General features: G+C 71.3%; 24 protein-coding genes. 6 read left to right on the plus strand and 18 right to left on the minus strand.

Going from position 1 to position 24670, the window contains the following annotated elements; genetic code table 11:
* Nucleotides 1–17 precede the first annotated feature (17 nt).
* The 4 genes from B9O00_RS14850 to cobD all read right to left on the minus strand — a co-directional run bounded on the left by B9O00_RS14850 (nt 18) and on the right by cobD (nt 4628).
* The gene (locus B9O00_RS14850; RefSeq protein WP_085123475.1) at nt 18–821 is read right to left on the minus strand and encodes an alpha/beta fold hydrolase; all 804 of its coding nucleotides are present in this window, start codon (nt 819–821) and stop codon (nt 18–20) included.
* Nucleotides 822–833: 12 nt separating this feature from the next.
* On the minus strand, nt 834–2126 hold the full coding sequence (locus B9O00_RS14855; RefSeq protein WP_085123476.1) for an O-acetylhomoserine aminocarboxypropyltransferase: 1293 nt from the start codon (nt 2124–2126) through the stop codon (nt 834–836).
* 486 nt (nt 2127–2612) lie between these two features.
* Complete coding sequence (gene cbiB, locus B9O00_RS14860; RefSeq protein ID WP_200808518.1) at nt 2613–3563, minus strand: adenosylcobinamide-phosphate synthase CbiB; 951 nt, start codon at nt 3561–3563, stop codon at nt 2613–2615.
* 3 nt (nt 3564–3566) lie between these two features.
* Nucleotides 3567–4628: a threonine-phosphate decarboxylase CobD gene (cobD, locus tag B9O00_RS14865; protein WP_085123477.1), complete on the minus strand. Its 1062-nt coding sequence runs from the start codon at nt 4626–4628 to the stop codon at nt 3567–3569.
* Nucleotides 4629–4745: 117 nt separating this feature from the next.
* On the opposite strand from cobD, the gene B9O00_RS14870 reads away from it, so the two are divergent.
* From B9O00_RS14870 to B9O00_RS14880, 3 genes are all read left to right on the plus strand, one after another.
* Nucleotides 4746–5636 carry a class I SAM-dependent methyltransferase gene (locus B9O00_RS14870; RefSeq protein WP_159460223.1) on the plus strand — a complete coding sequence of 297 codons (891 nt, stop codon included), beginning with the start codon at nt 4746–4748 and terminating at the stop codon, nt 5634–5636.
* 104 nt (nt 5637–5740) lie between these two features.
* Nucleotides 5741–5866 carry a type B 50S ribosomal protein L36 gene (gene ykgO / locus B9O00_RS14875; RefSeq protein ID WP_085123479.1) on the plus strand — a complete coding sequence of 42 codons (126 nt, stop codon included), beginning with the start codon at nt 5741–5743 and terminating at the stop codon, nt 5864–5866.
* A gap of 138 nt (nt 5867–6004) precedes the next feature.
* Complete coding sequence (locus B9O00_RS14880; protein ID WP_085123480.1) at nt 6005–6451, plus strand: GFA family protein; 447 nt, start codon at nt 6005–6007, stop codon at nt 6449–6451.
* Between the two features lie 650 nt (nt 6452–7101).
* Here B9O00_RS14880 and B9O00_RS14885 read toward each other — a convergent pair.
* From B9O00_RS14885 to ccrA, 3 genes are all read right to left on the minus strand, one after another.
* Nucleotides 7102–7710 (minus strand): hypothetical protein, encoded by a 609-nt coding sequence (locus B9O00_RS14885; RefSeq protein ID WP_085123481.1) that lies wholly within the window; start codon nt 7708–7710, stop codon nt 7102–7104.
* Nucleotides 7711–7798: 88 nt separating this feature from the next.
* Nucleotides 7799–9496 (minus strand): acyl-CoA dehydrogenase family protein, encoded by a 1698-nt coding sequence (locus tag B9O00_RS14890; protein ID WP_085123482.1) that lies wholly within the window; start codon nt 9494–9496, stop codon nt 7799–7801.
* A 94-nt stretch (nt 9497–9590) separates the two neighbouring features.
* Nucleotides 9591–10871, minus strand: a complete 1281-nt coding sequence (gene ccrA, locus B9O00_RS14895; protein WP_085123483.1) for a crotonyl-CoA carboxylase/reductase — start codon at nt 10869–10871, stop codon at nt 9591–9593.
* A 201-nt stretch (nt 10872–11072) separates the two neighbouring features.
* On the opposite strand from ccrA, the gene B9O00_RS14900 reads away from it, so the two are divergent.
* Nucleotides 11073–13115: a methylmalonyl-CoA mutase family protein gene (locus B9O00_RS14900; RefSeq protein WP_085123484.1), complete on the plus strand. Its 2043-nt coding sequence runs from the start codon at nt 11073–11075 to the stop codon at nt 13113–13115.
* A gap of 190 nt (nt 13116–13305) precedes the next feature.
* Here B9O00_RS14900 and B9O00_RS14905 read toward each other — a convergent pair whose 3' ends face one another.
* On the minus strand, nt 13306–13725 hold the full coding sequence (locus B9O00_RS14905; RefSeq protein ID WP_085123485.1) for a cupredoxin domain-containing protein: 420 nt from the start codon (nt 13723–13725) through the stop codon (nt 13306–13308).
* A gap of 352 nt (nt 13726–14077) precedes the next feature.
* On the opposite strand from B9O00_RS14905, the gene B9O00_RS14910 reads away from it, so the two are divergent.
* Nucleotides 14078–14638, plus strand: a complete 561-nt coding sequence (locus B9O00_RS14910; protein ID WP_085123486.1) for a cytochrome b — start codon at nt 14078–14080, stop codon at nt 14636–14638.
* 27 nt (nt 14639–14665) lie between these two features.
* On the opposite strand, the gene B9O00_RS14915 is transcribed toward B9O00_RS14910, so the two are convergent.
* From B9O00_RS14915 to B9O00_RS14935, 5 genes are all read right to left on the minus strand, one after another.
* Nucleotides 14666–15166, minus strand: a complete 501-nt coding sequence (locus B9O00_RS14915; RefSeq protein WP_085123487.1) for a PaaI family thioesterase — start codon at nt 15164–15166, stop codon at nt 14666–14668.
* A gap of 4 nt (nt 15167–15170) precedes the next feature.
* Complete coding sequence (gene cobT, locus B9O00_RS14920) at nt 15171–17039, minus strand: cobaltochelatase subunit CobT (RefSeq protein WP_085123488.1); 1869 nt, start codon at nt 17037–17039, stop codon at nt 15171–15173.
* 26 nt (nt 17040–17065) lie between these two features.
* On the minus strand, nt 17066–18067 hold the full coding sequence (gene cobS / locus B9O00_RS14925) for a cobaltochelatase subunit CobS (RefSeq protein ID WP_085123489.1): 1002 nt from the start codon (nt 18065–18067) through the stop codon (nt 17066–17068).
* A 58-nt stretch (nt 18068–18125) separates the two neighbouring features.
* Nucleotides 18126–18686, minus strand: coding sequence for a J domain-containing protein (locus B9O00_RS14930; protein ID WP_085123490.1), 561 nt, complete (start codon nt 18684–18686; stop codon nt 18126–18128).
* 73 nt (nt 18687–18759) lie between these two features.
* Nucleotides 18760–19665, minus strand: a complete 906-nt coding sequence (locus tag B9O00_RS14935; RefSeq protein ID WP_085123491.1) for a DMT family transporter — start codon at nt 19663–19665, stop codon at nt 18760–18762.
* Between the two features lie 85 nt (nt 19666–19750).
* Here B9O00_RS14935 and B9O00_RS14940 point away from each other — a divergent pair, with 85 nt between their 5' ends.
* Entirely contained in the window at nt 19751–20065 is a 315-nt protein-coding gene (locus tag B9O00_RS14940) for a BolA family protein (protein ID WP_200808519.1), read from the plus strand.
* Nucleotides 20066–20067: 2 nt separating this feature from the next.
* On the opposite strand, the gene B9O00_RS14945 is transcribed toward B9O00_RS14940, so the two are convergent.
* From B9O00_RS14945 to B9O00_RS14965, 5 genes are all read right to left on the minus strand, one after another.
* A complete protein-coding gene (locus B9O00_RS14945) occupies nt 20068–20646 on the minus strand; it encodes a DUF2889 domain-containing protein (RefSeq protein WP_085123493.1) in 579 nt (192 codons plus the stop codon).
* A gap of 106 nt (nt 20647–20752) precedes the next feature.
* Nucleotides 20753–21199: a CBS domain-containing protein gene (locus B9O00_RS14950; protein ID WP_089229715.1), complete on the minus strand. Its 447-nt coding sequence runs from the start codon at nt 21197–21199 to the stop codon at nt 20753–20755.
* Nucleotides 21200–21420: 221 nt separating this feature from the next.
* Complete coding sequence (locus B9O00_RS14955) at nt 21421–22737, minus strand: HlyC/CorC family transporter (protein ID WP_085123494.1); 1317 nt, start codon at nt 22735–22737, stop codon at nt 21421–21423.
* 20 nt (nt 22738–22757) lie between these two features.
* Nucleotides 22758–23903 (minus strand): 3-dehydroquinate synthase, encoded by a 1146-nt coding sequence (gene aroB / locus B9O00_RS14960; protein WP_085123495.1) that lies wholly within the window; start codon nt 23901–23903, stop codon nt 22758–22760.
* Nucleotides 23900–24469, minus strand: coding sequence for a shikimate kinase (locus tag B9O00_RS14965; RefSeq protein WP_085123496.1), 570 nt, complete (start codon nt 24467–24469; stop codon nt 23900–23902). Before B9O00_RS14965 ends, aroB begins: the two co-directional genes overlap by 4 nt.
* Nucleotides 24470–24670: the final 201 nt, after the last annotated feature.

The following is a 24670-nucleotide window of genomic DNA, read 5'->3' on the forward strand; positions in this document are numbered from 1 at the left end:
GGCCGGGCGGCAGCCGGTCAAGCGAGCGTCAGCAGGGCCGCCAGCGTCTCGCGCGGCTTCTCCGTCATCATCATGTGGCCGCAGTCCGGGATCGCCGCGACGCTGGCGCCCGGAATCGCGGCGGCCAGCCTGCGGCCGGCCTTCGCCGGGGTCATGCGGTCGTCCTCGCCGACCACGACGACCGTCGGGCAGCCGACCCGGGCGGCCAGCGCCTCGCCCTCGGCGAAGCCGGCGCAGGCCTGCAGGTCGGCGGACAGCACGCCGGAGGCGGCGCGCTCCAGCAGGCGGTTGCCGCCGCCGATCAGCCAGGTCCCGGGCTGCGGATGGCCGCCGCGGTGGCTCGCCTCGCCGTGCGCCCAGGCGTTGATCATGTCGATCGCGGCATGGTCGTCGGCCGCGGCGGCGGCCAGCAGGTCGGGATGCACCGGCATGGCGGCGGCGCAGCCGCAGAGGCCCAGGGCGCGGACCCGTTCCGGATGGCGCGCGGCGGCGGCCAGACAGGCGATCGCCCCCATCGAGTGGCCGACCAGAGCGGCCTGCCGGACGCCGGCGGCATCGAGCAGCCGGACCAGCCAGTCGGCGATCGCCCCGATCGAGGCGAGCGGCGGTCCTTCGCTGCGGCCGTGGCCGGGCAGGTCGACCGCCAGCACGGCGCGGCCGTGGTGCGCGAGGTAGCGGCTCTGGGCGGCCCAGACCGTGCGGTCCATGCCGGCGCCGTGCACCAGCAGGAAGACCGGGCGGCCCTCCTGCACCCTGGCCGCGTCGAACGCCTGTCCGCCGGTGGCTGCGAAGGCCCGCCGGCCGTCGACCGTCAGCTCCATGATCCGGATCTCCTAGCGCTGCGAGGCGCGCAGCGCCTGCTTGAGGTCGGCGACGATGTCGTCGGGATCCTCGAGGCCGACCGACAGGCGGATCATGTCCTCGCCGACGCCGGCCGAAGTCAGCTCCTCGGCGGTCATCTGCGAATGGGTCGTGCTGGCCGGATGGATCACCAGGGTCTTGGCGTCGCCGACGTTGGCGAGATGCGAGGCCAGGCGGCAGGCCTCGATGAACTTGCGCCCGGCCTCGCGGCCGCCCTTGACGCCGAAGGAGACGATCGAGCCGGCCCCCTTGGGCAGCAGGCGCTCGGCCAGGGCGTGGTCCGGGTGCTCGGCGATCGAGGGGTGCAGGACCCAGGAGACGGCGTCGCTGGCGAGCAGGAAGTCGATCACCTTGAGGGTGTTGGCCATGTGCCGCTCCATGCGCAGCGGCAGCGTCTCGACGCCCTGCAGCAGGTAGAAGGCGGTCTGCGGCGCCATCACCGCGCCGAAGTCGCGCAGGCCCTCGGTGCGCGCCCGCATGGCGAAGGCGGCGGGGCCGAACTCCTCGGCGTAGTCGATGCCGTGGTAGCCGGCGTAGGGCTCGGTCAGGGTCGGGAAGCGCCCCGAGGCCTCCCAGTCGAAACGCCCGCCGTCGACCAGCAGGCCGCCGATCGCCAGGCCGTGGCCGCCCAGCCACTTGGTCGCCGAGTGCAGCACCAGGTCGGCGCCCAGCTCCAGCGGCCGCGCCAGCCAGGGCGTCAGGAAGGTGTTGTCGATGGCCAGCGGCAGGCCGTGGCGGTGGGCGACCTCGGCGATCGCCGGCAGGTCCATGACCTCGAGGCCCGGATTGCCGACCAGCTCGCCGAAGACCAGGCGCGTCTCGGGCCGGATCGCCGCCTCGAAGGCCCCGGGATCGCGCGGATCGACCAGCGTCGTCTCGATGCCGAAGCGCGGCAGGGTGTGGACGAAGAGGTTGACCGAGCCGCCGTAGAGCCGGCCCGATGCGACGATATGACCGCCCTGGCCCATCAGCGTGGTGACCAGCAGGAACAGGGCGGCGTGGCCGGAGGCGGTGCCGATGCCGGCGACCCCCTTGTCGAGCGCCGCTATGCGCTCCTCCAGCACGGCGACCGTGGGGTTGCCGATCCGGCTGTAGATGTAGCCCGGCTGCTCGAGGTTGAAGAGCGCGGCGGCGTGGTCGGCATCCTGGAACACGTAGGAGGTCGTCTGGTAGATCGGCACGGCGCGGGCGCCGGTCACCGGATCGGGGCGCTGGCCGGCATGCAGCGCCAGCGTGTCGAGCTTCAGGAACTTGGCTTCGGCCATCGGTCGCGGATCCCGCCTGGTGTCGTCCGAGCCCTCGGAACGGGGCGGCGCCACCTTAGCCGGAAATCGGCCGAGGGACAGGGGGATGCTCGGGAAAGGCGGGGGACGGGGAGGGCGATGGCCCGGAAAAGCGGAGGGCCGCTTGGCGTGCCGCCCGCGGCCCTCTCGTTATTCGAAGCCTTACCCTGTCAACTTGCCGGGACGAAGCCTATGAGGGTGCGCCCCCGCGGTCAAGGGACTCTTGCGCGAGGCGCATAGCTCCGCCCCTTGAACCGTCACGGAGCAGATAAAAACGCCGCCGGACAGGGTCCGGCGGCAAGTTGAACAGGGAGGCGTCACAAGGAACGGACTCGAAGGTCCGAACGATGAGCCCGTTCGTCGGAGGACGTGTCGCGGGCTCACCCTGTGATGCTTTACAACCAGAACAGTCAATAAATCATTAAAATCGGAATTGTTCCCGAACGCAACGACTTTTGGATGTTCTTCTCACACAAGGACGGCAGCCGTTGCGAGTAGGGCCGCGAGCAGCCAGCCGAGCCGGCAGGCATCCCGGTAGAGCGCCAGCGCCCGCTCGATGTCGCCGGGGCCGGCCTCCCGGCGGCCGCCGGCGTTCATCCAGGCGTCCTCGACCGCGCCTGCCGCGTAGTGCCGCGGCCCGGCGAGGGCGAGGCCCAGGGCCCCGGCCAGCGCCGCCTCGGGCCAGCCGGCGTTCGGCGAGCGGTGGCGCCCGGCGTCGCGCGCGACCGCGGCCAGGGCGGCGGCCAGGCGGCGCGGCCGGGCGAGCGCCACCAGCAGGGCGGAGAGCCGCGAGGCCGGCAGGTTGGCGAGGTCGTCGAGCCGCGCCGCCGCCCAGCCGAAGTGGCGATGGCGCTCGCTGCGATGGCCGATCATCGAGTCGGCGGTGTTGAGCGCCTTGTAGGCGATCAGGCCCGGCAGGCCGCCGACGGCGTACCAGAAGGCCGGAGCGACGATGCCGTCGGAGAAGTTCTCGGCCAGGGACTCGATCGCGGCGCGGCAGACCCCGGCCGTGTCGAGCCGCTCGGGATCGCGGCCGACGATCCGCGCGACCGCGCGACGGCCGCCGGCGAGCCCGTCGCGGCCCAGCGCCTCGGCGACCGCGGCGACGTGCTCGTAGAGGCTGCGCTGGGCGAGCAGGGCCGCGGCCAGGGCGAGTTCGAGGGGCCACCAGCCCAGGGCCTCGACGGCAAGGCCGACCGCGATCGCGCCGGCCAGCAGCAGCGCCAGCGCGGCGACGCCGGCGAGCCGTGCCGAGGCCGGTGCGGCGCCGGGCCGGTTCAGGTCCCGCTCGAGCCGCGCGACCGCCCGGCCGAGCAGCACCACCGGGTGCGGCAGCCGGCGCCACAGCCAGTCGGGGTCGCCGACCAGGGCGTCGAGCAGCAGGGCCGCGAGCAGCAGCAGGCCGCGCGTCCCGTCCACGGCTCAGCGCCGCTCCGGCGCGGCGGCCGGCACGCCGAGCGTGTCGGCCAGGCGCCGCTCGGCCTCGCCGTCGGGCGGCAGGCCGAAGCGCAGCCAGGCCGGCCGCTCGGGAAAGCGGCGGACCAGGATGCCGGCCCGGCACAGCCGCTCGAACAGCGCCGGCGCCTCGGGATGGGCGGCCAGGCGGTAGAGGTCGGTGCCGCCGAGCGGCTCCAGCCCGGCCGCCGCCAGCAGCGCCTCGAGCCGCCGGGCGGCCTCCCGGAGCCGCTGCCGGGTCGCGGCGATCCAGGCGGTGTCGGCGAAGGCACGGGTCGCGATCTCGAGGGCCGGGCCGGACAGCGCCCAGGGCCCGAGCGCTTCGGCGAGGCGAGCGGTCACCGTGGGGTCGCCGAAGGCGCAGCCGAGTCGCAGGCCGCCGAGCCCGAAGAACTTGCCGAAGGAGCGCAGCACGACGAGGCCCGCGGCATCGGCCGCGGTCTCCAGCTGCCCGGCCAGCGACAGCTCCGGCGCCAGGTCGGCGAAGGCTTCGTCGACGACCAGCAGCCCGCCCCGGTCGTGCAGCCGGCGCGCCAGCTCCGCGAGCTGCCGCGGCGCGTGCCGCGTGCCGTCGGGGTTGTTCGGGTTGACCAGCACCACGATCGCCGCCTCCGCCGGAATCCGGCCGTCCTCGGCGGCGAGCAGGTCGTGGCCGGCGGCCGCCCAGGCGCGGGCGTGCTCCTTATAGGTGAAGCCGCCGACCGCCACGGCGGCGCGCGGCAGCAGGCGCGGCAGCCACTGGATCAGCGCCTGGGAGCCCGGCGCGGCGGCCAGGCCGACGGCGCCGGCCAGCCCGTAGTAGTGCCGCGCCGCCTCGGCGAAGGCCGTCTCGGCCGAGGCCTCCGGCAGGCGCTGCCAGCGCTCGGCCGGGATCTCCGGCAGCGGATAGGACCAGGGGTTGATGCCGGTGGAGAGGTCTAGCCAGGCCGATTCCGGAAGCCGGGCAAGGCTCCGCAGGGCGCTGCGATCGCCGCCGTGAAGCGGCCCCGCGCCCGGGTCGCTTCGTAGGTATGTTAACGGTCGCTTCACGATAACCGCCTTACAGTGTATGCCAGGGTCAGGACCTTGTGAGGCGGGCGAAACGGCATGGCAATTGCCGACAACAGTCAACGGAAATTGAAGCTCGCCGGCAAGGTGCCGCTCGGCATGAGACTCAAGGCGTGGTGGGACGGCTACGAGCTGGAGGTCCACCGCCGCCTGGTCGCCGACGACAGCGGGAGCGGCCACGAGGTGCGCTATGAGCGCGAGCGCCTGGCCTGGGAGACTCCGCGCATCGAGCTGGCGCAGCAGCTCTGGGGCCAGGGCTTCAACAGCCCGGGCGAGGCCGAGCAGACCCGCGACCTGGTCAAGCCGGTCGGCCTGGACGAATCGATGAGCGTGCTCGAGATCGGCGCCGGCCTCGGCGGCTCGGCCCGCCTGATCGCCCAGGAGTTCGGCAGCTGGGTCACCGCGCTCGAGCCGAACGCCGGCCTGGCCCAGGCCGGGGCGGCGCTGTCCGAGATGTCCGGCCTGTCGCGCAAGGCCTCGGTGACGGGCTGCGACATGGAGAATCTTGAGATCAAGCGCGCGGGCTACGACTGCATCCTGGCCCGCCAGGCGCTGTTCGCGGTCGACAACAAGCTCGGCGCTCTCGCCGCCATGGCCAACGGCCTCAAGGCCAAGGGCCAGCTGATCATCACCGACTTCGTCAAGGGCGAGACCGCCGGCCGCGCCTTCCAGCAGTGGCGCAACGCGGAGGCCAGCAAGGGCGAGCCCTGGAGTCCGGAAGACTATGCCGACACGATCAAAGAGCTCGGCCTCGACCTGCGCGTCGCCGCTGACGTGACGGCCGACTACCGGGCCGCCCTGGTCGAGGGCTGGAGCGGCTTCATGGCCGACGTCGGCAAGCAGAAGTTCGATGCCGATCAGGCCCAGACCGTCAAGGAGGAGGCCGAGTTCTGGAGCCTGCGCAAGGCGGCCCTGGATTCCGGCGAGCTCAGGATCTACCGCTTCCACGCGCTGTCGACGCGGGCCAACAAGCTGCTGTCCGACTGGTAGCCGAGCGGCCACAGTCCGCGTTGACAGCCCGTCAGGCGGCCGATATAAACCGCGCCTTCCGACAAGCCGACAGATCCGGCCCAGGGCCGGCAAGGGTTACGACGATGAAGGTCATCAACTCGCTCAAGACCGCGAAGATGCGCGACAAGAATTGCCGCCTCGTGCGCCGCAAGGGCCGCGTCTACGTGATCAACAAGAAGAACCCGCGCTACAAGGCCCGCCAGGGCTGAGTCCGCCGGGCGCGCTCGCGGGCGCGCCTCCGGTCTTCCTGGCGGATCCCTCCTGTAGCGTTCTTCGGCAGCCGCGCCGCCTCTGGGCCGCGCGGCTTTTGCTGTGCCATGATGGCGGCTCCGCATCGGAGGCTGCCCATGACCAGCGACCCGCCGTCGGGTGCCCTGCCGTCCGTCGACTTGCCCCTGGCCGGCGGCTGCCACTGCGGCGCACTGCGCTACGAGGTGACCGCCGCGCCGCTCGACAGCGGCTACTGCCACTGCCGGATCTGCCAGCGGCTGTCCGGCGCGCCGGCCATGGTCTGGGCCAGCGTGCGGCTCGGCGCCTTCCGCTATACCAAGGGCCGGCCGCGGATCTACCGCTCCTCCGACTGGGGCCGGCGCGAGTTCTGCGGCGACTGCGGCAGCCAGCTGGCCTTTCGCACGGCCGGGCCGTCAGCGACCCTCGACATCAACCTGCCGACCCTCGACGTGCCGGAGCGGCTGGCGCCGCGCCGCCATACCTGGGTGACCAGCCGCCTCTCGTGGTTCCGCACCGCCGACGATCTGCCGGAGCATCCCGACGATGGGCCGCTGAGTTTATGAAGGAATTCCCGATGCAAAGAGGGCTGCTCCGGACAGAAGCAGCCCTCTCCGTCTCGTCACGCGTACTGGGTCAGAGACCAAGTGACCGCGCGGTTGTTGTAGGGAGGCATCACGTTGCCCTTTGCGATCGGGGCAGTCGTCGTCGGCGTGCCAACGACCTTCCAGACCCCGGACTCAGGGCAACGTTCGCCCGTACGTGCGGTCGTTCCAATGGGAGCCATCAGGCTTCCCTCCAAAAGCGGCAGGTTGAAAGGCTGCGCACCGACCGCTAAGATTCGTGCGTTGCCACGTCTACGGACGTGATCCATACACTGGACGTCGGCCGCTATGACTGTCCATTGCATGGACCAAGGGCGGGGTCTGTGAAGGGACCCCGCCCTTCGCGCATTACGGCCAATAAATGAATGCGGCCGAGTCCAGTCAAGAGGCAGATCTAGGGCGAAAATGCCCACAACCCCCTATCACCTGTATCCCGAGCCGGTCAAACGCGATTTCCAACCATTGGCACAATCGTAAAATTTTTGGCAAGTTATTGACAATTGTGGCAATTCCTGCGTGCGTGTACGGACAGAATTGGTCCGGCCATGCGTGCGAGTTTTTTGTAAACAGGATCGCCCACCCGGTCGCGCATCATCGCAGTTGTCAAAGGCTCACTGTGTGAGGTCGACGCCGCGGTAGTCGTGGCAGCGCGAGCAGTGCCTGATCTTCAGGGCGTCGGCGATGCAGCTCTCGATCCGCTGGGCCTGATGTGTGATCGAGGGCGGCGGCGGCAGGCAGTGATTGCGCACTTCCTGGATCTCGTCGCGGTGCGCCCAGTCCTCGAACTGGTCCGGCGACACCTCGATCAGTTTCAGCACGCCGTAGAGATAGGCCGGTGCCCGGTGCAGGCGGCCGATCTGGCCGGCCACCGAGCCGACCGGCTGGGGCGGGCAGGTCCCGGTGTCCTCGGGGTCGAGCCAGGCCATGATCGCCTGGACGTCGTGCTCCGCCACCATGGTGAGCTGCAGGTAGAGCAGAGCGATCTTGCGGTCCTTGCCGTCGAAGCGCTGCCGGATCGAACGCAGGGCGCAGTCGCACTGGCTGTGAGCGTAGCCGCGGGAGTCGACGCAGGAGCGACGGAACTGGACCTCGCCGAAGGACGGCGGATCCTGCAGGATCGGCGCCGGCGTATCGTAGGGCCACCAGGGTACGCTGGCTGCCGGAGCGCAGGCCATCGGCAACAGGAGCAAGAGGCCCTGCAGAAGGGGCCTGAGGCGCATCGCCCGACCTTCCGTTTCATTCCCCTACGAAAGCGCGTGTTTTTGCGCGCCATGTCAAGGGAACGAAGCCGGGGCCGCCTCCCGGCGGTCAGTTGCGCCCGCGTGCCAGCAGGCCGCGGGCGATGACCTGGGCCTGGATCTCGGCGGCGCCCTCGAAGACGTTGAGGATGCGGGCGTCGCACAGCACCCGGCTGATCCGGTACTCCTGGGCGTAGCCGTTGCCGCCGTGGATCTGCAGCGCGGCGTCGGCGTTCGACCAGGCGACGCGGGCGCCGAGCAGCTTGGCCATGCCGGCCTCGATGTCGCAGCGCCGGCCGCTGTCCTTCTCGCGGGCTGCGAAGAGGGTCAGCTGGCGCGCCACCATGGTCTCGACCGCCATCCAGGCCAGCTTCCCGGCGACCCGCGGGAAGGCCAGGATCGGCTTGCCGAACTGGATGCGCTCGCGGGCGTAGCCGAGGCCGAGCTCCAGGGCGTTCTGGGCGACGCCGACGGCGCGCGCGGCGGTCTGCACGCGCGCCGATTCGAAGGTCGCCATCAGCTGCTTGAAGCCCTCGCCCTCGACGCCGCCGAGCAGGTTCTCGGCCTTGACCTCGAAGCCGTCGAAGGCGAGCTCGTACTCCTTCATGCCGCGGTAGCCGAGCACCGGGATCTCGCCGCCGGTCATGCCGTCGGCCGGGAAGGGGTCGGACTCCGTGCCGCGCGGCTTCTCGGCCAGGAACATCGACAGGCCGCGCCAGTCTCGGCTCGCCGGATCGCTGCGCGCCAGCAGGGTCATCAGGTCGGTGCGCGCCGCGTGGGTGATCCAGGTCTTGTTGCCGTGGATCCGGTAGACCTCGCCGTCGCGCACCGCCCGGGTCCTGAGGCTGCCCAGGTCCGAGCCGACCCCCGGCTCGGTGAAGACCGCGGTCGGCAGGATCTCGCCGCTCGCCAGCCTCGGCAGCCAGGCCGCCTTCTGCTCCTCGGTGCCGCCCAGGCGGATCAGCTCGGCGGCGATCTCGGTGCGGGTGCCGAGCGAGCCCAGGCCGATGTAGCCGCGGCTCAGCTCCTCGGTGACCACGCACATCGCGGTCTTGCCGAGGCCGAGGCCGCCGTACTCCTCCGGCACCGTCAGGCCGAAGACGCCGAGCTCGGCGAGCTGCTCGACGACCTCGATCGGGATCAGCTCGTCCCTGAGGTGCCAGCCGTGGGCCGCCTCGGCATGGGCGTCGGCCAGCTTGCGGAACTGCTCGGCGATCAGCGCGTCGGTCTCGTCCAGGCCGACGGTGCCGAAGCGGTCCTCGGTGATCAGCAGGGCGATGCGCGCCCGCACCGCCGCGCCGTCGCCGCGGCCGATCAGCCCGGTCACCGCCGGCGTCAGGAAGTCCTGGACCGCCGCGCGGTCGAGGCCGAGGTCGGCCGGGCGCAGCACCTCGACCTGGCTGAGCGGCAGGCCGCCGGCCAGCTGCCCCAGGTACTCGCCGAAGGCGGCCTGCAGCATCAGCGTCTCGAGCTCGCCGCAGCGGCTCTCGCGCTCCAGCCGCTCGACCCAGTGCAGCGTCTCGCGCAGCGCCGCGACGTAGGTCGCGAGCCACGCCAAGCCGTGGGCGGCGAACTGCTCGCGCTCCAGCAGGGCCGGATCGACCTTGCCGTCCGGTGCGACCAGACGGGCGACGGCGCGGCGCGCCGCCAGCTCCAGGCCCTCGGCAGCGCCCAGGGCGTCGCGGCACAGCGGCAGCAGGTCGGAAAGCGGCAGGGCCGGCGACTCGCCGTCGCCGGCGTCCTCGGGGGCAATGAGGGCATCGGTCATGAGGCAGCTCTACCCGAAGCGGCGGGAAAGAAGAAGCCGCGGCCGGCGCCCCGGGGGGATCGGGGGGCGCCGGCCGCGGCGAGGCTGGCAGGGGTCAGGCCTCGATCGCGTCTTCCAGGGTGCGCAGGCCCGGGGTCCTGGCCTGGACCAGCACGGCCATGTTGCCGGGCTTGTGCTGGTTCTTGCGCATCTTGGTGTGGGCGCGCGGAATGTCGGCCCAGCTGAAGACCTCGCTCATCGAGGGATCGACGCGGCGCTCGACGACCAGGGTGTTGGCCTGGCTGGCCTGCAGCAGGTTGGCGAAGTGGCTGCCCTGGATGCGCTTCTGGTGCATCCAGACGTAGCGGGCGTCGAAGGTGATGTTGTAGCCGGTGGTGCCGGCGCAGAAGACGACCATGCCGCCGCGCTTCACGACGAAGGTCGAGACCGGGAAGGTCGCCTCGCCGGGGTGCTCGAAGACGAAGTCGACGTTGTTGCCCTTGCCGGTGATGTCCCAGATCGCCTTGCCGAACTTGCGGACCTCGCCGAACCAGGCCTTGTACTCGTCGGAGTTGACCGTCGGCAGCTGGCCCCAGCACTTGAACTCGTTGCGGTTGATGACGCCCTTGGCGCCGAGACCCATGACGAAGTCGCGCTTCGATTCGTCGGAGATGATGCCGATGGCGTTGGCGCCGGCGGTCGAGATCAGCTGGATCGCCATCGAGCCGAGGCCGCCCGAGGCGCCCCAGACCAGAACGTTGTGGCCCGGCCGCAGGATGTGCGGGCGGTGGCCGAACAGCATGCGGTAGGCGGTCGCGAGCGTCAGGGTGTAGCAGCCCGACTCCTCCCAGGTCAGGTGCCGGGGGCGCGGCATCAGCTGGCGATCCTGGACGCGGGCGAACTGGGCGAAGGAGCCGTCGGGCGTCTCGTAGCCCCAGATCCGCTGCGAGGGCGAGAACATCGGGTCGCCGCCGTTGCACTCCTCGTCGTCGCCGTCGTCCTGGTTGCAGTGGACCACGACCTCGTCGCCGACCTTCCAGCGCTTGACCTTGCTGCCGACCGCCCAGACCACGCCGGTCGCGTCGGAGCCGGCGATGTGATACTCGGCCTTGTGCACGTCGAAGGGCGAGATCGGCGTGCCGAGCGCGGCCCAGACGCCGTTGTAGTTGACGCCGGCGGCCATCACCATGACCAGCACGTCGTGGCTGTCGAGCTCGGGAACCGGCACGACCTCCTGCTGCATGGCGGTCTCCGGCTCGCCGTGCCGCTCGCGGCGGATCGCCCAGGCGTACATGCGCTTCGGCACGTGGCCGAGCGGCGGGATCTCGCCGACCTCGTAGAGGTCCTTCTGCGTCTGCCCCGGTCGCAACTCGATCACTTCGGCGGGTTCGCTCATGGATAGTCGGCTCCTCGGTCCAGCTGCCGGCTCCGTCCTTCGGCAGGCTTGTTTTTCGCGGTCGCTTCGTGGCGTCCTTGCAAGCTGCATAGCGCAGCGATCTTTCTATTGCAATGCACAATTCAATTTTGTTTCAATGCGGCGCCTGGGTTACTAATTTTCGTTCCAAACCAAGGTTATAAACGAAACGGAAGCGGCGGGATGGCGGAAAAGCACACAGAGGACAAAGGGTTACAGGAAGCAGCGCAGCAGACCGCCGCTGCGGCGCAGCGCGACGAGCCCTGGCTGATCCGCACCTACGCCGGCCATTCCTCGGCCAGGGCCTCGAACGCGCTCTACCGGGCCAACCTGGCGAAGGGCCAGACCGGCCTGTCGGTCGCCTTCGACCTGCCGACCCAGACCGGCTACGACGCCGACCATCCGCTGGCCAAGGGCGAGGTCGGCAAGGTCGGCGTGCCGGTCGGCCACCTCGGCGACATGGCGACGCTGTTCGACGGCATCCCGCTCGGCCGCATGAACACCTCGATGACGATCAACGCCACGGCGCCCTGGCTGCTGGCGCTCTACATCGCCTGCGCCGAGCGCCAGGGCGTGGCGCGCAGCGCGCTCTCGGGCACGGTGCAGAACGACCTCTTCAAGGAATACCTCAGCCGCGGCACCTACATCTTCCCGCCCAAGCCCTCCCTCAGGCTGACCACCGACGTCGTCGCCTTCGCCTACCGCGAGGTGCCGAAGTGGAACCCGACCAACGTCTGCAGCTACCACCTGCAGGAGGCCGGGGCGACGCCGGAGCAGGAGCTGGCCTTCGCCCTGGCCAACGCCGTGGCCGTGCTCGACGCGGTGCGGGATGCCGGCCAGGTGCCGCCGGAGGACCTGCCGAAGGTCGTCGGGCGCATCTCCTTCTTCGTCAACGCCGGCGTCCGCTTCGTCACCGAGATGTGCAAGATGCGCGCCTTCGTGCGGCTCTGGGACGAGCTCTGCCGCACGCGCTACGGCGTCGAGGAGGAGAAGTACCGGCGCTTCCGCTACGGCGTGCAGGTCAACTCCCTGGGGCTGACCGAGCAGCAGCCGGAGAACAACGTCTACCGCATCCTGCTGGAGATGCTGGCCGTCGTGCTGTCCAAGGACGCCCGCGCCCGGGCCGTGCAGCTGCCGGCCTGGAACGAGGCGATGGGCCTGCCGCGGCCCTGGGACCAGCAGTGGAGCCTGCGCCTGCAGCAGATCGTCGCCTACGAGACCGACCTGCTGGAGTACGGCGACCTCTTCGAGGGCAATCCCGTGGTCGAGGCCAAGGTCGAGGCGCTCTGCGCGGCGGCGCGCGCCGAGCTGGCGAGGATCGAGGCCCTGGGCGGTGCTACCGCCGCGGTCGAGAGCGGCTACATGAAGGAGCGGCTGGTCGACAGCGCGACCCGGCGCTTCCAGGAGATCGAGAGCGGCCGGCTGCAGGTCGTCGGCGTCAACTGCTTCACCGCGACCGAGCCCTCGCCGCTGACCGCCTCGGCCGACGGCGGCTTCCTGGCGCCCGACCCCGAGGCCGAGCGGCTGCAGCTCGAAGGCCTGGCGGCCTGGCGCGCGGCGCGCGACGACGCGGCGGTCGAGGCGGCGCTGGCCGGGCTCAAGCGCGCCGCGGCCGAGGGCGGCAACGTCATGGAGCCCTCGATCGCCTGCGCCCATGCCGGCGTCACGACCGGCGAATGGGCCGGCGCCCTGCGCGAGATCTGGGGCGAGTACCGGGCGCCGACCGGCGTCGCGCGCGCCGTCGCGGTGCGCGGCGGCAAGGCCGAGCTGGAGGAGCTGCGCCGGCGCGTCGCCGCGGTCTCGGCGCGGCTCGGCCGGCGGGTCAAGATGCTGGTCGGCAAGCCGGGCCTGGACGGCCATTCGAACGGCGCCGAGCAGATCGCCGTGCGCGCCCGCGACGCCGGCTTCGAGGTGGTCTACGAGGGCATCCGCCTGACTCCCGGCCAGATCGCCGGCGCCGCCCTGGAGGAGGGCGTGCACGTCGTCGGCCTGTCGATCCTCTCGGGCAGCCACCTGGAGCTGGTCAAGGAGACGGCGTCGAAGCTCGCCGCGCTCGGCCTGACCGACGTGCCGCTGGTCGTCGGCGGCATCGTCCCCGCCGAGGACGCCGCGGCCCTGAAGGCGGCAGGCGTCGCCGCGGTCTTCACGCCCAAGGACTACGACCTGACCGCGATCCTGGCCGAGATCCTGACCGTCGTCGAGGCGAGCCAGCGCGCGGCGGCGTGAAGCGAGCGCCGACCTTACCTCTCCCCTCGGGGGAGAGGTCGGATCGGCATGGCCGATCCGGGTGAGGGCCGGCTCCATTCCTTGAGACAGTCTCGGACCGTGCGGGCTGATTGGCCGGCAGGCCCTCACCCGAAACCGCTCTCGCAGTTTCGACCTCTCCCCCGGCGGGGAGAGGTGAAGCAGGGGAGGGTTACTTCACCAGGAACACCGCCTGCTGGGACTCGGCGGTGGTGCCGGGCTGGCGCAGCACGAAGCGGCCGGGGCGGATCGGCACGAAGGTGATCGTCGCCGTGCCCGCGTCGTCGAACTCGATCGAATCGAGCCCGAGCGGGCGCACCTCGACCTTGTCGATCACCACCTCGTTGATCCAGAGGTTGCGGAAGAACTCGGCGCCGGACAGGCCCAGCTCGCCGGAGCCGTCGCAGACGATCTTCAGGCGATAGTACTTGCCGGCCTCGAGCTCGTAGGGCGCCTCGGCCATGGGCGCCATGACCGAGAGCTTGATCGGCGCGAGCTCGGTGACGCCGGTCAACAGGCCGGCCTGGGCGGCGGCCTGCTGCGGCAGGGCGAGCAGGGCGAAGGCCAGCAGCAGGAACAGGGGCTTCGGCAAGGTCGTTTCCTCCCTGGGTGCGGCCGCCCGAGGCGCTGCCGCCGGTTGCCGCCGGGCAACCTCGAGTTCCGCCTTTCGCGGGCCTCTTGGTGCCGCAATTAAGCGCAAAAAGGAGAATAAGACGCAACTGCAATCGATCCTTGCTCGCATTGCTGCGCTGCAGCGACGGAGCGCGGCGGATCGCCCGTTTCAGTCTAGAGTCCGGGCAAGCCGCACCGGCCCGAGCCGTCCGGGGCCCGGTCTCCGGCGCGCCCGGATTAGATGAAGATTCACGTTTCGGACCGATCTTGCCCGAGACGCCGACCCGGAGGCCTGCCCGGCCCCCACACGCCAGCCACTACCGGAGCCCTCCATGTCCTCGATGTCCTACAGCCCGACCCAGAAGCTCCTGCACTGGTCGATCTTCGGCCTCGTCGCCCTGCTCTATGGCCTGAGCCTCGCCGAGGACCTCTTCCCGCGCGGCGATCCGGGGCGCGACCTCGTGTGGTGGCTGCACATCTCCTTCGGGCTGCTGCTCGCGGCCTTCGTCGCCTGGCGCCTGGCCGTACGGCTGTCGCGCGGCGCGCCCTCCCTGCCTGCCGCGATGAGCGGTCCCGAGCGCCTGCTGGCGCACGCCGGGCATCTGGGGCTCTACGCCCTGCTGATCGCGCTGCCGGTGCTCGGCATCCTGCTGACCTGGTACCGCGGCGACGCCCTCAGCTTCTTCGGGCTGTTCACCATTCCCTCCCCGGTCGTCGCCGACCGCGAGACGGCGCGCTCGATCAAGGGGCTCCACGAGCTGGCGGCCAACGGCATCCTGATCGTGGCGGGACTGCACGCCCTGGCCGCGTTCTGGCACCACTGGGTGCGGCGCGACGACGTGCTGGTCCGGATGCTGCCCGGGCGCCGGCGCGGCGTCCATCCCGCGGAGTAGCCGCTCGCCGCGGCGCGGCGACCGGCGTCAGAGCTCGAAGACGAAGCAGGTTGCCGTGCCGTGGGCGAGCAGGCGGCCCTTGGCGTCGGTGATGCGGCCCTCGGAGGTCGCGAGACGCCGGCCCGGATGGATGATCCTGCCCTCGGCCCGGAGCTCGCCGCTGTCCGCCGAGATCGCGCGCACGAAGTTGACCTTGATCTCGGCGGTCGTGTAGCCGCTGCCGGCGGGCAGCAGCGAATGGACCGCGCAGCTCATGCAGGAATCGAGCAGCGTCGCGGCGTAGCCGCCGTGGACGCTGCCGATCGGGTTGTAGAGGCCCCAGTGCGGCGTGCCGACGAACAGGGCGCGGCCCGCCTCGACCTCGGCGAGCCGGAAGCCCAGGGTGTGGGCGATCGGCGCCATCGGCAGGCTGCCGTCGGACCAGCCGCGCAGCAGCTCCAGGCCGGACAGGCGCTTCAGCGTGTCGGGATCGACGACGCCGACGCCCTCCGGCAATGCGTCGCGGGAAGGCGCGTCCTGGGGTGCCATGAGATCAGGCGGCGCGGCGGCCGCGGCGGCGGCCGCCGGTGGCGAGGCCGGGATCCTCGTCGAACAGCTCGGCCAGCTTCTCCATCATCGTGCCGCCGAGCTGCTCGGCGTCGACGATGGTGACGGCCCGGCGGTAGTAGCGGGTCACGTCGTGGCCGATGCCGATGGCGACCAGCTCGACCGGCGAGCGGGTCTCGATGTAGGCGATCACCTCGCGCAGGTGCCGCTCCAGGTAGTTGCCCGGGTTGACCGAGAGGGTCGAGTCGTCGACCGGCGCGCCGTCGGAGATGACCATCAGGATGCGGCGCTGCTCGGGGCGCGCGATCAGGCGGTTGTGCGCCCAGATCAGCGCCTCGCCGTCGATGTTCTCCTTGAGGATGCCCTCGCGCAGCATCAGGCCGAGGTTCTTGCGGCCGCGCCGCCAGGGCTCGTCGGCCGACTTGTAGATGATGTGCCTGAGGTCGTTTAGCCGGCCCGGCAGCTGCGGCTTGCCGGCGGAGATCCAGCGCTCGCGCGCCTGGCCGCCCTTCCACATGCGGGTCGTGAAGCCGAGCACCTCGACCTTGACGCCGCAGCGCTCCAGGGTGCGCGCCAGGATGTCGGCGCTCATCGCCGCGACCGAGATCGGCCGGCCGCGCATCGAGCCGGAGTTGTCGATCAGCAGGGTCACGACGGTGTCGCGGAAGTCGGTCTGGCGCTCGACCTTGAAGGACAGCGAGTGGCCCGGGTTGGTGACCACGCGCGACAGCCGCGAGGTGTCCAGCAGCCCTTCCTCGAGGTTGAACTCCCAGGCACGCTGCTGCTTGGCCAGCAGCTTGCGCTGCATGCGGTTGGCCAGGCGCGCGATCACGCCCTGCAGGTGGGCGAGCTGCTGGTCGAGCATCTGGCGCAGCCGCGTCAGCTCGTCGGGGTCGCAGAGCTCGGCCGCCTCGACGATCTCGTCGAACTCGGTGGTGAAGGGCTTGTAGGCCTCGTCGATGGTCTCGCTGGGGTCCCAGTTCGGCCGGCGGCCGGGGCGGCCCGGCTGCTCGTCGGCCATGCCGGCCATCATCTCGCCGTCGGCCTCGGCGGCCTCGTCGTCGTCGCCCTCGGCCTCGCCCAGCTCGGCCTGCTCGCCGGCCTCGGAGGAGGCCGATTCGCTGCTGTCCTGCTCGCCGCCCTCGCCGCGCATCTGCGAGGGTTCCTGCTGGGCCTCGTCGCCGCCTTCCTCGGACTCGTCCTCGTCCATCGGCTCCTGGTCGGCCATGGCCTCGATGTCGAGGTGCTGCAGCAGGCGGCGCACCGTTCGGCCGTAGGCCTTCTGGTCGCCGGCCATGGCATCGAGCGCGTGGATGTCCTTCAGCACCTCGGCGTCGAAGTGCGGGCGCCAGAGGTCGACGATGCGCTGGCCCGACGGCGGCGCCGCGTGGCCGGTCATGGCCTCGCGGGCCAGCAGCCGCAGCGCCTCGGCCATCGGCACCTCGTCGCGGTTCTGGGCACGGGCGTAGCCACGCGCCCGGTAGCGCTCCTCCAGGGCGGCGTCGAGGTTGAGGCTGCAGCCGGCCATGCGCCGGGCGCCGAGCGACTCGCAGCGCGCCTGCTCGACGGCGTCGAAGATCTCGCGTGCCGCCTGGTTCTGCGGCCGCTGGCTGGCGTGGAGCTTCTCATTGTGGAAGCGCAGGCGCAGGGCCACGGCGTCGGCCTCGCCGCGGACCTGGGCGACCTCGTCGGCCGGCAGGTCGCGCGCCGGCATCGGCAGGCGCACCTCCTTGCCGACCAGGCCCTGGCCCGAGGGCGCGAAGTTGGCCGTCAGCTCCGCCTGCTCGGCGAGCGCGCGGATCGCCGCTCCGGTGGCACGCTTGAAACGCTCGATCGGGGTCTCGGCCTGGGACAAGCCTGCTGCTCCGCCTCGGCGCCGGTTCAGACCAAGTGGGCGCGGACGCCGCTCTCCGGCAGCTCGGTGCCGAAGCTGCGCTGGTAGTACTCGGCGACGATCGGCCGCTCGACCTCGTCGCACTTGTTGAGGAAGGTCAGGCGGAAGGCGAAGCCGATGTCGCCGAAGATGTCGGCGTTCTCGGCCCAGGTGATCACCGTGCGCGGGCTCATCACCGTCGAGATGTCGCCGTTGATGAAGCCCGAGCGGGTCAGGTCGGCGACCGCGACCATGGCCTTCAGCTTCTCGCGGCCCTCCTTGCTGTCGTAGCCCGGCAGCTTGGACAGGACGATCGCCTCCTCCTCCTCGTGCGGCAGGTAGTTCAGCGTCGCGACGATGTTCCAGCGGTCCATCTGGCCCTGGTTGATCTGCTGGGTGCCGTGATAGAGGCCGGTGGTGTCGCCGAGGCCGACCGTGTTGGTCGTCGAGAACAGGCGGAAGGCCGGGTGCGGCCGGATCACCTTGTTCTGGTCGAGCAGGGTCAGGCGGCCCTCGACCTCGAGCACCCGCTGGATCACGAACATCACGTCGGCGCGGCCGGCGTCGTACTCGTCGAAGACCAGCGCGGTCGGGCGCTGCAGGGCCCAGGGCAGCAGCCCCTCGCGGAACTCGGTGACCTGCTTGCCGTCGCGCAGCACGATCGCGTCCTTGCCGATCAGGTCGATGCGGCTGACGTGGCTGTCCAGGTTGATGCGGATGCAGGGCCAGTTCAGGCGGGCCGCGACCTGCTCGATGTGGGTCGACTTGCCGGTGCCGTGGTAGCCCTGGATCATGACCCGGCGGTTCCGGGCGAAGCCCGCGAGGATCGCCAGGGTCGTGTCGTGGTCGAAGCGGTACGACGAGTCGACGTCGGGGACGTAGTCGCTGCCCTGCGAGAAGGCCGGGACCTCCATGTCGCTGTCCAGATTGAAGGTCTGGCGCACCGACACCTTGATGTCGGGCAGGCCGGTCGGCATCTCGCGGATCTGGTCTTCGCTGTGCAGGGACATGAAGTCGGATGGTCCTCGTAGTGCGGTCGCCGGTGGTGAAGCCGGCCGTTTCTCTTACCTAGCTTGCGCGGCTGGCCGCGTGAAGGGCCTTGAGGGTGGCGTAGGCCCGATTGACCCGTTTCAGGCGCTCCTCGCTGGCGCGGTCGCCGCCGGTTCGGTCCGGATGCAGCCGCTTGGCGAGCTCCTTGTAGCGGCTGCGCACCTCGGCCCAGTCGGCGCCGGGCTCGAGGCCCAGGACCTCGAGCGCCTTGGCCTCCTCGCCGCCGCTGCGCCGGGCGCGCTGGCGCCGCTCGCCGCGGCCCGGATCCTCGTGGAACGGGCCGCCTTGCTTCCAGGCCTCGGCATAGGGGCCGCCGCCCAGCTTCCAGGTCGGCCGGCCCCAGGTGCAGTCCTGGCGTCGGATCTGCTCGATCTGGTCGGCCGACAGCCCGGCGAAATAGTCCCAGCCGCTGTTGTAGGCGCGGACGTGCTCCAGGCAGAACCACATGTAGTCATTCAGGCGGTCGCGTGCCACCGGCGCCCGATAGTCGCCCGGCTCGGCGCAGCCCGGATGCGCGCAGGCCTGGGGCGCCGCGCGGTCGAACGGGGAGTTGAGCGCCTCTTGGCAGGAGCTGGCCATGGAGGAATTATGGCCAGCCTGCTGCAGCGCGGCAAGGCATGCCAGCCATCGTGCGGCAGCCGGTCTGACCTGCTCAGCCGGCACGCTGGTCGGCCAGGTTGACCAGGGCGAGCCCGGCCAGGATCGCGGCCAGCCCGGCCGTCAGGCTGGCGGTCAGCGGCTCGCCGAGCCAGAGCGCCGAGATCAGCACGCCGCACAGCGGCACGCCGAGGAAGCCGAGCGAGGTGGTGATCGAGGGCAGGTCCCGGCTGACCATGGTCGAGGCCCAGAAGCAGAAGGCCGTGGCGAGCGGGCCGTTGTAGGCCAGCACGGCGCCGAGCTGCCACGACCAGCGCGCCCAGCCGAAGCCCTCCAGCGGCACCGCGACGGCGGCGAGGATGACGGTCGCCAGCAGCATCTGCCAGGGGGCCAGGTCGAGCGGGCTGGCCGCCCAGCGGTGCCGGCGGATGTGCAGGATCGCCCCCGACCAGAGCAGCGCGCCGAGCAGCAGCGCACCGTTGCCGAGCAGCTGCCGGCGGTCGTCCCAGGCGAAGTGCAGCGGGTTGAACAGCACGGCGAGGCCGGTCAGGCCGAGCAGCAGCCCCAGGGCCTTGAGCGGCGTCAGCCGCTCGCCGAACAGCAGCACGGCGGCCGGCGTCACCCAGAGCGGCGTGGTGTAGCCGAGCACCGCCGAGCGGCCGGCGGCGACGGTCAGCAGCGCCAGGTTGGCCATCGCCAGGAAGCCGGTCATCTGCAGCAGCCCGACGCTGAGCAGCACCGGCAGGTCGGCGCGCGGCGGCAGGCGCAGGCGGCCGAGGGCGGCGAGCAGGGCGAAGAGGGTCAGCGCGCCGAGCGCGAGGCGCGCCGTGGCGAACCAGAAGGGCGGGATGTAGCCCAGCCCGACCTTCATGATCGGCCAGTTGGCGCCCCAGATCAGGACGATGCCGAGCAGCAGCAGAATCGCCCGGCGGCGCGGCGCCGGCTCGGAAGGGTCGGTCATGGCCTCGCTCGGGACTTGCGTCCAGGGGAGCGGCACCCTAACACCGGCGGCTCCTGCCCCGACCTGCCGAATGGGAGAGCCCGCCATGCCCGAGACCGCCCCCCGCGCCCCCGGCCAGCCTGCCGGCCGTGCCGGCCGCATCGAGCGGACCCTGCGCGAGGCGCTGGCGCCGCAGCGGCTGGAGATCGCTGACGACTCGCACCGCCACGCCGGCCACGCCGGGGCCCGGCCCGAAGGCGAGACGCACTTCCGCGTGACGATCGTTGCCGAGCGCTTCGAGGGCCTGTCGCGGGTCGAGCGGCAGCGCCTGGTCAACGGCCTGCTGAGCGCCGAGTTCGAGAGCGGCCTGCACGCCCTGCAGCTCTCGACCAGGACGCCGGCCGAGGCCGGGCCTGCCTGAGCCTACTCGGCGGCGTCGTCGGTCGCGGCCCCGGGCCCGGTATAGAACTCGGGCCACTGCTTCCTGACGACCGGGCTGTCCGGGGCGAAGGCGTGGCAGCTGCCGAGCAGCGGCGGCCGGCGGCCGGGCTGGGGTGCCTCGCTCTCGCGCCGCACGCGCACCGGATAGAGCGCCTGGTAGGCGACGGTGCCGAGCGCACCGAGCATCTCGACCAGATGGGTGCAGCCCTCGACGCCGCCGACCTGCTGGCGCACCTTGTTGCGCCAGCCCGGGCCGATGCGCAGGCCGACGATCCTCTGGAAGTTCGGCGTGACCGCGGGGCAGACCGCATAGGGCGTGTGGTCCGAGACCGCCTCGATGGCGTGGACCAGGAAGTCCTCGTCGAGGGTCAGGCGCAGCCACATGCCGTGCAGCGGCTCGCCGGCCTCGATCCGGCCGCGGTAGTCGTTGTCGAAGCCGTAGGTCTTGGTATCGGTCAGCTGGGCGTCGATGTCCCACAGGCCATCGGCCCGGCGGAACGCCTCGAAGCTGTAGCGGCGGGTGTGCATCGGCTCGCGCGCGACGGGCGGCGACAGGGGCATAGGGGCTTTTCCGGCGCTATCTGAAGACGCCAGGATCATAGGATGCCGCCCCGAAGCGTCAACTCCGGCCGGCCGCCCCGTTCGAAAGGGCCGGCCTGCGCGCCGCTCAGCCGACGCCGTAGCTGGTGTCGAAGAGCAGGGCGTCGCGCTGCCGCAGGTCCTGCTCGAGCTGCTGGCGCACCGCGCCGAACAGATCGCGGATCGAGACCATGCCGACAATCTCATCCCGGTCGACGACCGGCAGGTGGCGGCAGCCGAGCTCGGCCATCAGCTCGAGGGCGTCGCCGGCGGTCTCGCGCGGCGTGATCGTGCGCGGCTGCCCGGTCATCACCTCGGCGAGCCTGGTCGCCCGGGCGTCGCGGCCCGGGTGGACGACGCGGGTCACGACGTCGCGCTCGGTGAAGATGCCGGCCAGCCGGCCGTCGCGGACCACCATCACGGCGCCGATGCGCTGCTCGTTCATCAGCGCGACCGCTTCGGCGACGCTGTTGTCGGGCTGCAGGAAGTAGAGTGCCTGATCGTGCACGATGTCGGGGACGATGTGGTACTGCACGGTATCCTCCCACTGCGCGGCCGGTTTTGCCCGGTGGGGGACGGCAGCCGCCGGACGGAGGCTACCGCCCCAGTCCAGCAGTGTGGGCCCTGGGCGGTGCAGGGGTCAAGAAAGCGCAGCGCAAAGGTGGCATTTTCGGGCGCGGCGACTCGCGCGGCGCGCGGCCGTGCCACCCGGCGGGCCTACCCGGCGGCCCTACCTGGCGGCCCTACCTGGCGGCCTCACGTGGCGGCGCCGGCCTCGCCGCTCTCGGCGGCGGCCTCGTCGGTCAGCTTGGCGATCTTGACCAGGGTGATCTGGTTGCGCTGGCGGCCGAGGATCTCGAAGGCGAAGCCGTGGAACGCGAAGCGCTGGCCGATCTCGGGGATGCAGCGCGCCTCGTGCAGGATCAGGCCGGCGACCGTCGAGGCCTCCTCGTCGGGCAGGCGCCAGCCGCTGTGGCGGTTGAGGTCGCGCAGGGTGACGGTGCCGTGCACGATCGCCCCGCCGTCCGACAGGATCTCGACCCCGGCGACCTTGACGTCGTGCTCGTCGCTGATCTCGCCGACGATCTCCTCCAGGATGTCCTCCAGCGTGACGATGCCGAGCACCTCGCCGTACTCGTCGACGACGATCGCGAAGTGCTCCTTGCGCAGGCGGAAGGCCTGGAGCTGGGAGAGGAGGTCGGTCGAGTCCGGGATGAACCAGGGCTCGGCGGCGATCGCGCTGACGTCCAGGCCCTCGACCTTGCCGGCGCGCGCCTGCACGGCGCGCAGCAGCGCCTTGACGTGCAGCAGGCCGACGATGTCGTCGAACTTGCCGCGCCACAGCGGGATGCGCGTGTAGGGGCTCTCCAGCACCTGCTCGACGATCTTCTCGGGCGGCTGCTCGATGTCGATGGCGACGACGTTGCGCCGGTGCACCATGATCTCGCTGACCTCGACGTCGCCGAGGTCGAGGATCGAGCGCAGCATGGCGCGCTCCTCGAGATTCTCGGCATCGCCGGTGTCGCGGTGCAGCTCGATCGCGCCGCGCACCTCCTCCTCCCAGCGCTCGGCCCCGTAGGTCGCGTCGAACTTGGCGCCGAACAGATGCAGCGTGCCGGTGACGACCAGCTGGACCAGGCGGGTCACCGGGCTGAACAGCACGATCACGACCCGGATCAGCGGCGCGACGACCAGCGCCAGCTTGTCGGCATGGTGCAGCGCATAGGTCTTGGGCAGCACCTCGGCGAAGATCAGCACCAGCAGGGTCATCGCCAGGGTCGCGTAGGCGACGCCGGTGTCGCCGACCCAGGAGATCATCAGCGAGGTCGCCAGCGACGAGGCCAGGATGTTGACCAGGTTGTTGCCGAGCAGGATCGCGCCGATCAGCTTCTCCTTCTCCTGCCACAGGCGGTTGACCAGGCCGGCGCGCGCGTTGCCCTGCTGCTGCAGCGTGTGCATGCGGGCGCGCGAGGCCGCGGTCAGCGAGGTCTCGGAGCCGGAGAAGAAGGCGGAGAGGATCAGCAGCAGGACGATGCCGCCGATCACGAAGCACTGTTCCGTTGTCAGGGTCATGGCGCGTCGGTCCGGGCGCGCTACTCGCCGGCCAGGTCGAGCGGCGGCGCCGTCTCGGCGATCGTCTCGGTCAGCAGCTGGGCGACCTGCGCCTCCTCGACCGAGCGGCTGACGAAGGCCTCGCCGATGCGCCGCGCCAGCACGAAGGTCAGGTGCCCGCCGCTCGCCTTCTTGTCCTTGTGCATGTGCTCGATCAGGCGCGCCGCGTTCCAGGCCCGGCCGCCCAGCCGCTCGAAGCCGGTCGGCAGGTCGACGGCGGCGAGGTGGCGGCGCACCCGGTCGGCGTCCTCGGGCGGGCAGAGGCCGAGCTGGGCCGAGAGCTCGAAGGCGAGCGTCATGCCGATCGCGACCGCCTCGCCGTGCAGCAGCTCGCCGGCGTAGCCGCACTCGGTCTCCAGGGCGTGGGCGAAGGTGTGGCCGAGGTTGAGCAGGGCCCGGCTGCCGGTCTCGCGCTCGTCGGCGGCGACGACCGCGGCCTTGGCGCGGCAGGAGATCAGCACGGCCTGGCGCAGGGCGTTCGGCTCGCCCTCGACGACGGCATGGCCGTGGCCCTCCAGCCAGTGGAAGAACTCGGCATCGCCCAGCAGGCCGTACTTCGCGACCTCGGCGTAGCCGGCCAGCATCTCGCGGCGCGGCAGGCTCGACAGGATGCCGGTGTCGGCGAGCACCAGCAGCGGCTGGTGGAAGGCGCCGACCAGGTTCTTGCCCTGGGGCGTGTCGATGCCGGTCTTGCCGCCGACCGAGCTGTCGACCTGGGCCAGCAGGGTCGTCGGGACCTGCACGAAGTCGATGCCGCGCAGCAGGATCGCCGCGGCGAAGCCGGTCAGGTCGCCGACCACGCCGCCGCCGAAGGCGAGCAGGACCGTCCGGCGGTCGATGCCGGCGGCGAGCAGCCGCTCGCAGAGCTGCTGCAGGGTCGCGAAGTCCTTGCTGGCCTCGCCGGCCGGCACGACGAAGGCCTCGGCGGCGATGCCGGCGTCCTCGAGCGCACGCTCCAGGGTGCCGAGGTGCAGCCCGGCCAGGGTCTCGTCGGTGACGATCATGACCCGGCGGTCGCCGAGCAGCGGCGCCAGATGGCGGCCGGCGCCGGCGACCAGCTCCTCGCCGATCAGGATCTCGTACCTTCTGTCGTCCAGCGCGACGCTCAGGCGCTCGATCTGGTTCACCGTACCGCTCCGTGACGCTTCAGGGCCTCGAGCACGCGATCCACCGTCTCGTCGGGCGGGCCGTCGACGCTGTCGACCGTGATGTCGGCCTCGGCGTACACGGGATAGCGCTCGCCGATCAAGCGCGACAGGGTCTCGCGCGGGTTGCCGCGGCGCAGCAGCGGCCGCTTCGAGCGCCGGCTGGTCCGGCGCAGCAGCAGCTCGAGGTCGGCGCGCAGCCAGACCGAGACGCCGGTGCCGGCGATCGCCCGGCGGGTGCCGGCATCCATGAAGGCGCCGCCGCCGGTCGCCAGGACCTGGCGGTCGTGGCTCTCCAGCAGCCGCGCGATCACCCGCCGCTCGCCGTCCCGGAAGGCGGCCTCGCCGTGGCGCTCGAAGATCTCCGGGATCGAGCAGCCGGCCGCCGCCTCGATCTCGCTGTCGGCATCGACGAAGCGCAGGCCGAGACGCTGCGCCAGCTTGCGTCCGATACAGGATTTCCCGGCGCCCATCAGGCCGACCAGCACGATGCTGCGCTCGGCCGGGTCGAGGTCCTGTCGGGGGCGGGGGTCGGTGACGGTCGACATGATGGGGCAGACTATAACCTCTGTGACGCGATCTGGGAGCGGCGGCGTCTGCCGTAAATCGGCCATAGTCGAATCTACCATAATCCCGGAAACGCCGTCCCGGGGCGGGTGCCGCTTGGCCCCGACTCCAGTGGGTTGTTAGAACCTGGGTACGAACGCAGTCGGTGGGAGTTCGACGGACGCTATGGGACGGCTAGGTGC

This window comes from Tistlia consotensis USBA 355 (assembly GCF_900177295.1).
GTDB classification, from domain to species: domain Bacteria; phylum Pseudomonadota; class Alphaproteobacteria; order Kiloniellales; family DSM-21159; genus Tistlia; species Tistlia consotensis.

Excerpts from the sequence above, each read along its gene's own strand:
- B9O00_RS14965 (WP_085123496.1), bottom strand. The coding sequence starts at position 24,469 with ATGTCGACCGTCACCGACCCCCGCCCCCGACAGGACCTCGACCCGGCC.
- B9O00_RS14880 (WP_085123480.1), top strand. The coding sequence starts at position 6,005 with ATGACCAGCGACCCGCCGTCGGGTGCCCTGCCGTCCGTCGACTTGCCC.
- B9O00_RS14910 (WP_085123486.1), top strand. The coding sequence starts at position 14,078 with ATGTCCTCGATGTCCTACAGCCCGACCCAGAAGCTCCTGCACTGGTCG.
- B9O00_RS14935 (WP_085123491.1), bottom strand. The coding sequence starts at position 19,665 with ATGACCGACCCTTCCGAGCCGGCGCCGCGCCGCCGGGCGATTCTGCTG.
- B9O00_RS14955 (WP_085123494.1), bottom strand. The coding sequence starts at position 22,737 with ATGACCCTGACAACGGAACAGTGCTTCGTGATCGGCGGCATCGTCCTG.
- B9O00_RS14930 (WP_085123490.1), bottom strand. The coding sequence starts at position 18,686 with ATGGCCAGCTCCTGCCAAGAGGCGCTCAACTCCCCGTTCGACCGCGCG.
- B9O00_RS14885 (WP_085123481.1), bottom strand. The coding sequence starts at position 7,710 with ATGCGCCTCAGGCCCCTTCTGCAGGGCCTCTTGCTCCTGTTGCCGATG.
- B9O00_RS14940 (WP_200808519.1), top strand. The coding sequence starts at position 19,751 with ATGCCCGAGACCGCCCCCCGCGCCCCCGGCCAGCCTGCCGGCCGTGCC.
- B9O00_RS14945 (WP_085123493.1), bottom strand. The coding sequence starts at position 20,646 with ATGCCCCTGTCGCCGCCCGTCGCGCGCGAGCCGATGCACACCCGCCGC.
- B9O00_RS14870 (WP_159460223.1), top strand. The coding sequence starts at position 4,746 with ATGAGACTCAAGGCGTGGTGGGACGGCTACGAGCTGGAGGTCCACCGC.
- cobS (WP_085123489.1), bottom strand. The coding sequence starts at position 18,067 with ATGTCCCTGCACAGCGAAGACCAGATCCGCGAGATGCCGACCGGCCTG.
- B9O00_RS14855 (WP_085123476.1), bottom strand. The coding sequence starts at position 2,126 with ATGGCCGAAGCCAAGTTCCTGAAGCTCGACACGCTGGCGCTGCATGCC.
- B9O00_RS14850 (WP_085123475.1), bottom strand. The coding sequence starts at position 821 with ATGGAGCTGACGGTCGACGGCCGGCGGGCCTTCGCAGCCACCGGCGGA.
- ccrA (WP_085123483.1), bottom strand. The coding sequence starts at position 10,871 with ATGAGCGAACCCGCCGAAGTGATCGAGTTGCGACCGGGGCAGACGCAG.
- B9O00_RS14890 (WP_085123482.1), bottom strand. The coding sequence starts at position 9,496 with ATGACCGATGCCCTCATTGCCCCCGAGGACGCCGGCGACGGCGAGTCG.
- ykgO (WP_085123479.1), top strand. The coding sequence starts at position 5,741 with ATGAAGGTCATCAACTCGCTCAAGACCGCGAAGATGCGCGACAAGAAT.
- B9O00_RS14915 (WP_085123487.1), bottom strand. The coding sequence starts at position 15,166 with ATGGCACCCCAGGACGCGCCTTCCCGCGACGCATTGCCGGAGGGCGTC.
- B9O00_RS14900 (WP_085123484.1), top strand. The coding sequence starts at position 11,073 with ATGGCGGAAAAGCACACAGAGGACAAAGGGTTACAGGAAGCAGCGCAG.